The sequence below is a fragment of the Candidatus Paceibacterota bacterium genome (genome assembly GCA_035404205.1).
In the GTDB taxonomy this organism is placed as follows: domain Bacteria; phylum Patescibacteriota; class Minisyncoccia; order UBA6257; family JAVHQB01; genus JAVHQB01.
Genome location: DAONGQ010000019.1, coordinates 1 through 4,633, shown reverse-complemented (window position 1 = coordinate 4,633; position 4,633 = coordinate 1). Strand labels below are relative to the sequence as shown.

The following is a 4,633-nucleotide window of genomic DNA, read 5'->3' as shown; positions in this document are numbered from 1 at the left end:
AAATTGCCTATGAGCAGTTTTTTATTGATTGTACTATTATAAAAGTTTTGCTAAGATGGAACGGTTTTAAATATTTATTATGTATGGAGGATATTATTCAAGTTAAACATTTAAGAAAAGAATTCGGTGAAACAGTTGCCGTGAACGACATCTCTTTTAGTGTTAAAGAGGGAGAAATATTTGCCCTTCTAGGGCCTAATGGCGCCGGCAAATCTACTACGATTAAGATATTGACGACCCTTCTGCCGTCTACCCACGGGCAAGTAATAATTAACGGTTTTGACGTGGAGCATAACCCAGACGAGGTCAGAGAATCATTCGGGATTGTTTTTCAGGACCCTAGCCTAGATGATGAGCTGACAGCTTATGAAAATATGTTCTTTCATGCTGTTCTTTATGGCGTGCCACCGAAAGAAAGAAAAAACAGAATAGAGCAATTGCTTAAGATTGTAGAACTTTGGGACAGAAAAAATGATTTGGTAAAAACTTTTTCGGGCGGAATGAAAAGGCGTTTGGAAATAGCGCGCGGCTTGTTGCATCATCCCAAAATATTCTTTTTAGATGAACCTACTGTGGGGTTAGACCCGCAAACGAGAACCCATATTTGGGATTATGTTCTAGGCTTAAACCAGCAAGAAAAAGTAACCGTGATGTTTACTACTCACTATATGGATGAGGTAGAAAAAGTGGCCAATCGAGCTGCTATTATTGACCATGGCAATTTAGTGGCTCTCGGCACACCCCAGGAGTTAAAAACAGAAGCGCAAACACAATCACTGGAAGAGGCCTTTCTCCATTTTACTGGTTATGACATTCGGGATGAGCAGGGAGATGACCTTGGCAGAATGAGAATTAGGCATAATCATAGAAAATAATCTATATGAACACAATTTATATACTCTGGCTAAGACAAGTAAAAAGATGGCTTCGTTCTCGGTCTAGGATTATTGGGTCGTTAGTGCAACCCATCCTTTATCTCGTTGCTTTTAGCTACGGTTTTGGACCAGTCTTTCAGAGGGCTGGAGAAGGAAATTATTTACAGTTTTTAGCTCCAGGCATTATTGCTATGAGCGTGCTTTTTTCTGCTCTTTTCTCTGGTATAGACATTATTTGGGATAAGCAATTCGGCTTTCTGAAAGAAACATTAGTAGCGCCAGTTTCTCGGATTAACATCATGATTGGACGAACTTTGGGCGGAGCCACCACAGCTATTTTTCAAGGAATTCTTGTTTTGGCTATTTCTTTCCTAGTGGGATTTCGTGTCATTTCTATTGGCTCTCTCTTGGGTGCTCTTCTCTTTATTTGTCTCATTGCCATCTTTTTTACCGCTCTTGGCACTGCTATTGCTTCTCTTTTGGATGATATGCAGGGCTTTCAGATGATAATGAATTTTATGGTAATGCCCCTGTTTTTCTTGTCGGGGGCGCTATTCCCATCCGGCAGCTTTCCCAAAACACTCAGTTTTTTGTCTAGGGGAGATATTTTGACTTACGGAGTCGATGGCCTCAGAGGCTGTTTGACGGGTATTTACCAATTTGGGTTGGCTAAAGATTTTATTGTGCTTAGCGTATTAACTTCAGTTTTGTTTCTGATCGGAGGCCGTTTATTTTCTAAGATAAGAATTTAATTGTATACTATTAGAGAACAACAGAGAGAGTTTTTGAGAGTATAATATGAGCCCTTATTCAAAAAGTCTTTTTCATAGTTTTAAGGATGCTTTTCGTGGCATTAGAATTGCTTTGAAAGAGCGGAATTTCAAAATAATGCTCGGGATAACTGCTCTCGTGATTGCCACCGGCATTTTTGTGCGTTTAACGCCCACGCATTGGGCTTTAATTCTTATGCTTATCGGAGCAGTTCTGGGTTTGGAAATGTTTAATACCTACATAGAAAAAGTGGCTGACTTTTTAGAACCCAGCTATTCTTTAAAAGTCAGAGCTCTCAAAGATATCGCGGCTGGCATAGTATTGATTTTTTGCATTCTATCGGCTTTGGTGGGAACAATTATTTTCTCCTCATACCTTGTCCGTATTTTTAAGTAAACTATTTTGTAATGCTAGCCACTGGCATAAAAATTGATTTTGATTTATTATTGTTTTTGTTTAATTTTAAAAGATTTATATCTATGACAGAAGAGCAGGAGAAGAAAGATGAAGCTGTGATAAAAGAATACCAAGAGAAAAATCCTTGGGGATTGGCGGTTTCAGTCGACCTGAAAAATTGCGATTTGGGAAAGATGACCGACCCGGACTACATAAAAAATTTTGTGCGTGATTTGTGCACGCTGATAGGCATGCAACGATACGGGGAAACAACTATCGTTAATTTCGGAGAGAACGAGAGAGTGTTTGGTTTTTCTATGACCCAGTTGATAGAAACCTCTCTTGTTTCTGCCCATTTTGCCAATGCTTCGCAAGCCATTTATTTAGATGTCTTTAGCTGTAAAGAATACCAGCCCTATAAAATGGCGGAATTTGCCAAAGAACGGTTTTCGGCTTCAGACTATAAAATTTCTATAAATTATCGATTTTAAAAAATAACTCCTCAGAAAGGGCTATTTTATTGAATTTCCTTGTGAAATAAGGGTTTTTTTGGTATACTCTCACGCGTACGGATTTTTAAATAATCTGACAAGACATATTTTTATGACAACCAGCAAGGACAAAAACACAATTAAAAATCCTGACATCGTTTCTCGTGCCCCCGTAGTTGTTATCATGGGGCATATTGACCACGGAAAAACAACTCTCTTGGATTATATTCGCCATACCCATGTAGCGGCCAAAGAAAGTGGAGCGATTACTCAACATATAGGTGCTTACGAAGCTGTGATTCAGGCGACAGACATGAATGGCATGGCTACCGACAGAAAGATCACTTTCTTGGATACCCCCGGTCATGAGGCTTTTTCGGAAATGCGTTCTCGTGGCGCCCAAGTGGCAGATGTAGCTGTTTTAGTGATTGCTGCCGATGAAGGTGTAATGCCACAAACGCTTAACGCTTTGGGGCACATTTTAAGAGCTAAAATTCCCTTTGTAGTAGCCATCAACAAAATTGATAGGCCCGATATTAATGTTGAGAACATCAAAAAACAGTTAGCTGATAATAAAGTTTTTGTAGAGGATTGGGGCGGTGAAGTGCCAGTGAATTTGATTTCCGCCAAAGAGGGGCGAGGGGTAGAAGAGCTTTTGGACATAATCCTTCTCATGGCAGATATGGCGAATCTTACGACTAATCTTAAAGCTCGGGCCAAAGGAATCGTGATAGAAAGTTGGTTAGACAAACAAAGGGGCAATAGCGCCGTTATTCTTATGAAAGACGGCATCCTTCATCAAGGGGATGATATTGCCACAGTGACGGTGGAGGGGAAAGCTAAAATCATAGAAGATTTTAGGGGAGAAAACATTCCTTCCGCTCAAGCCTCTATGCCTGTTAGAGTGACGGGCTTTGACAGCTTGCCATTAGTGGGTGAAGAATTTTATGCGGGCAGAAAAGAGGATTTAAAAGAACTTTTGAAAGATGATAGAGCCTTGGCGGAACAGATTATGAAAGAGAAGGCCTTGGCTTGCCAAAAAACTATTGCTGCAGCAGAAAGTGGCGAGGCTCAAGAGGAAGACGTCTTTAATTTTGTGATTAAGGCGGATGTAGAGGGGTCTCTCGAACCGATTACCAGCAGCTTAGATAAAGTTGCCCAAAGCGAAGGGGTAAAGTTCAATTATTTAAAAGCAGAAGTGGGCGATTTGAATGAAACAGATGTAAAATTGGCTTTTTTTACTGGCGCAACCGTAATTGCCTTTAGGGTCAAAGAACAAGCGGCGGCTACTAGTTTTCTTGCCAATAATAATCTTAAAGTTTTTAAGGCGGATATTCTTTATCAAATTGTAGACTTTGTAACTGGATTAGTGCATGAAAGCAAGGAAAAGAATAAAGTTATCGAACCGAATAGTATTATGCATGTATTACAAGTTTTTAATTCGGTTCATGGAAACCAGCTAGTAGGCGGAGAGGTAACCAAAGGAATGCTTAACCTTAAAGCGCGTTTTGATATTATGCGGGAAGAAAAACGAATCGGTCAGGGCAAAATTATTAATTTGCAACATAACCGCGGCGATGTGGATAAAGTAGAATGCGGAAAGCAGTGTGGAGTCGTTGTGGAGGCTAAAAATAATTTAGCGGTGGGCGACGACCTTTATTTCTTTAATCATTAAAATGAGCTATAGGGTTTTAAGAGTGGGGGAGTTAATAAAAAAAGAATTGTGTCCGTTGATAGAAAAGGAAATTGACCGCGGTCCTGGAACTTTAATTACTGTGACTGGTGTTGACGTGCCTAAAGACCTGGGTGTAGCCAATATTAAAATTTCTGTTTATCCAGAAAAGGAAATGCCAGCTATGCTGAAAGAGTTAGAAAAGACCAAGGGATTATTTCAAACAATTCTAGGAAAAAAATTATATATAAAGCCAGTGCCTAAGTTACATTTTGTGGAAGACCATGGGCTCATAAATGCAGATACAGTTGATAGGGAATTAAAAAAGATAAATGGAGAGGGGTAGTAATTGACAAAGAAAACGCAATCAAGTAAAAATAAAGGTAAGCGAGACGGCCTGGTGGTGAAGTAGCTAACACAGCGGTCTG

Annotated in this window: 6 protein-coding genes; all 6 read left to right on the top strand. The window is 39.8% G+C overall.

The genetic code is table 11. The features are described from left to right. The first annotated feature begins 83 nt into the window (after positions 1-83). The 6 genes from PK547_02635 to rbfA all read left to right on the top strand — a co-directional run bounded on the left by PK547_02635 (position 84) and on the right by rbfA (position 4,551). Complete coding sequence (locus PK547_02635; protein ID HPR91605.1) at positions 84-875, top strand: ATP-binding cassette domain-containing protein; 792 nt, start codon at positions 84-86, stop codon at positions 873-875. A gap of 5 nt (positions 876-880) precedes the next feature. Further along, positions 881-1,627, top strand: a complete 747-nt coding sequence (locus PK547_02630) for an ABC transporter permease (GenBank protein HPR91604.1) — start codon at positions 881-883, stop codon at positions 1,625-1,627. 46 nt (positions 1,628-1,673) lie between these two features. After that, positions 1,674-2,042: a diacylglycerol kinase family protein gene (locus tag PK547_02625; protein ID HPR91603.1), complete on the top strand. Its 369-nt coding sequence runs from the start codon at positions 1,674-1,676 to the stop codon at positions 2,040-2,042. 83 nt (positions 2,043-2,125) lie between these two features. Continuing rightward, positions 2,126-2,533, top strand: coding sequence for an S-adenosylmethionine decarboxylase (locus tag PK547_02620; GenBank protein ID HPR91602.1), 408 nt, complete (start codon positions 2,126-2,128; stop codon positions 2,531-2,533). A 112-nt stretch (positions 2,534-2,645) separates the two neighbouring features. Beyond that, a complete protein-coding gene (infB, locus tag PK547_02615; protein ID HPR91601.1) occupies positions 2,646-4,208 on the top strand; it encodes a translation initiation factor IF-2 in 1,563 nt (520 codons plus the stop codon). Between the two features lies 1 nt (position 4,209). Beyond that, positions 4,210-4,551, top strand: a complete 342-nt coding sequence (gene rbfA / locus PK547_02610) for a 30S ribosome-binding factor RbfA (GenBank protein ID HPR91600.1) — start codon at positions 4,210-4,212, stop codon at positions 4,549-4,551. The last annotated feature ends 82 nt before the right edge of the window (positions 4,552-4,633 follow it).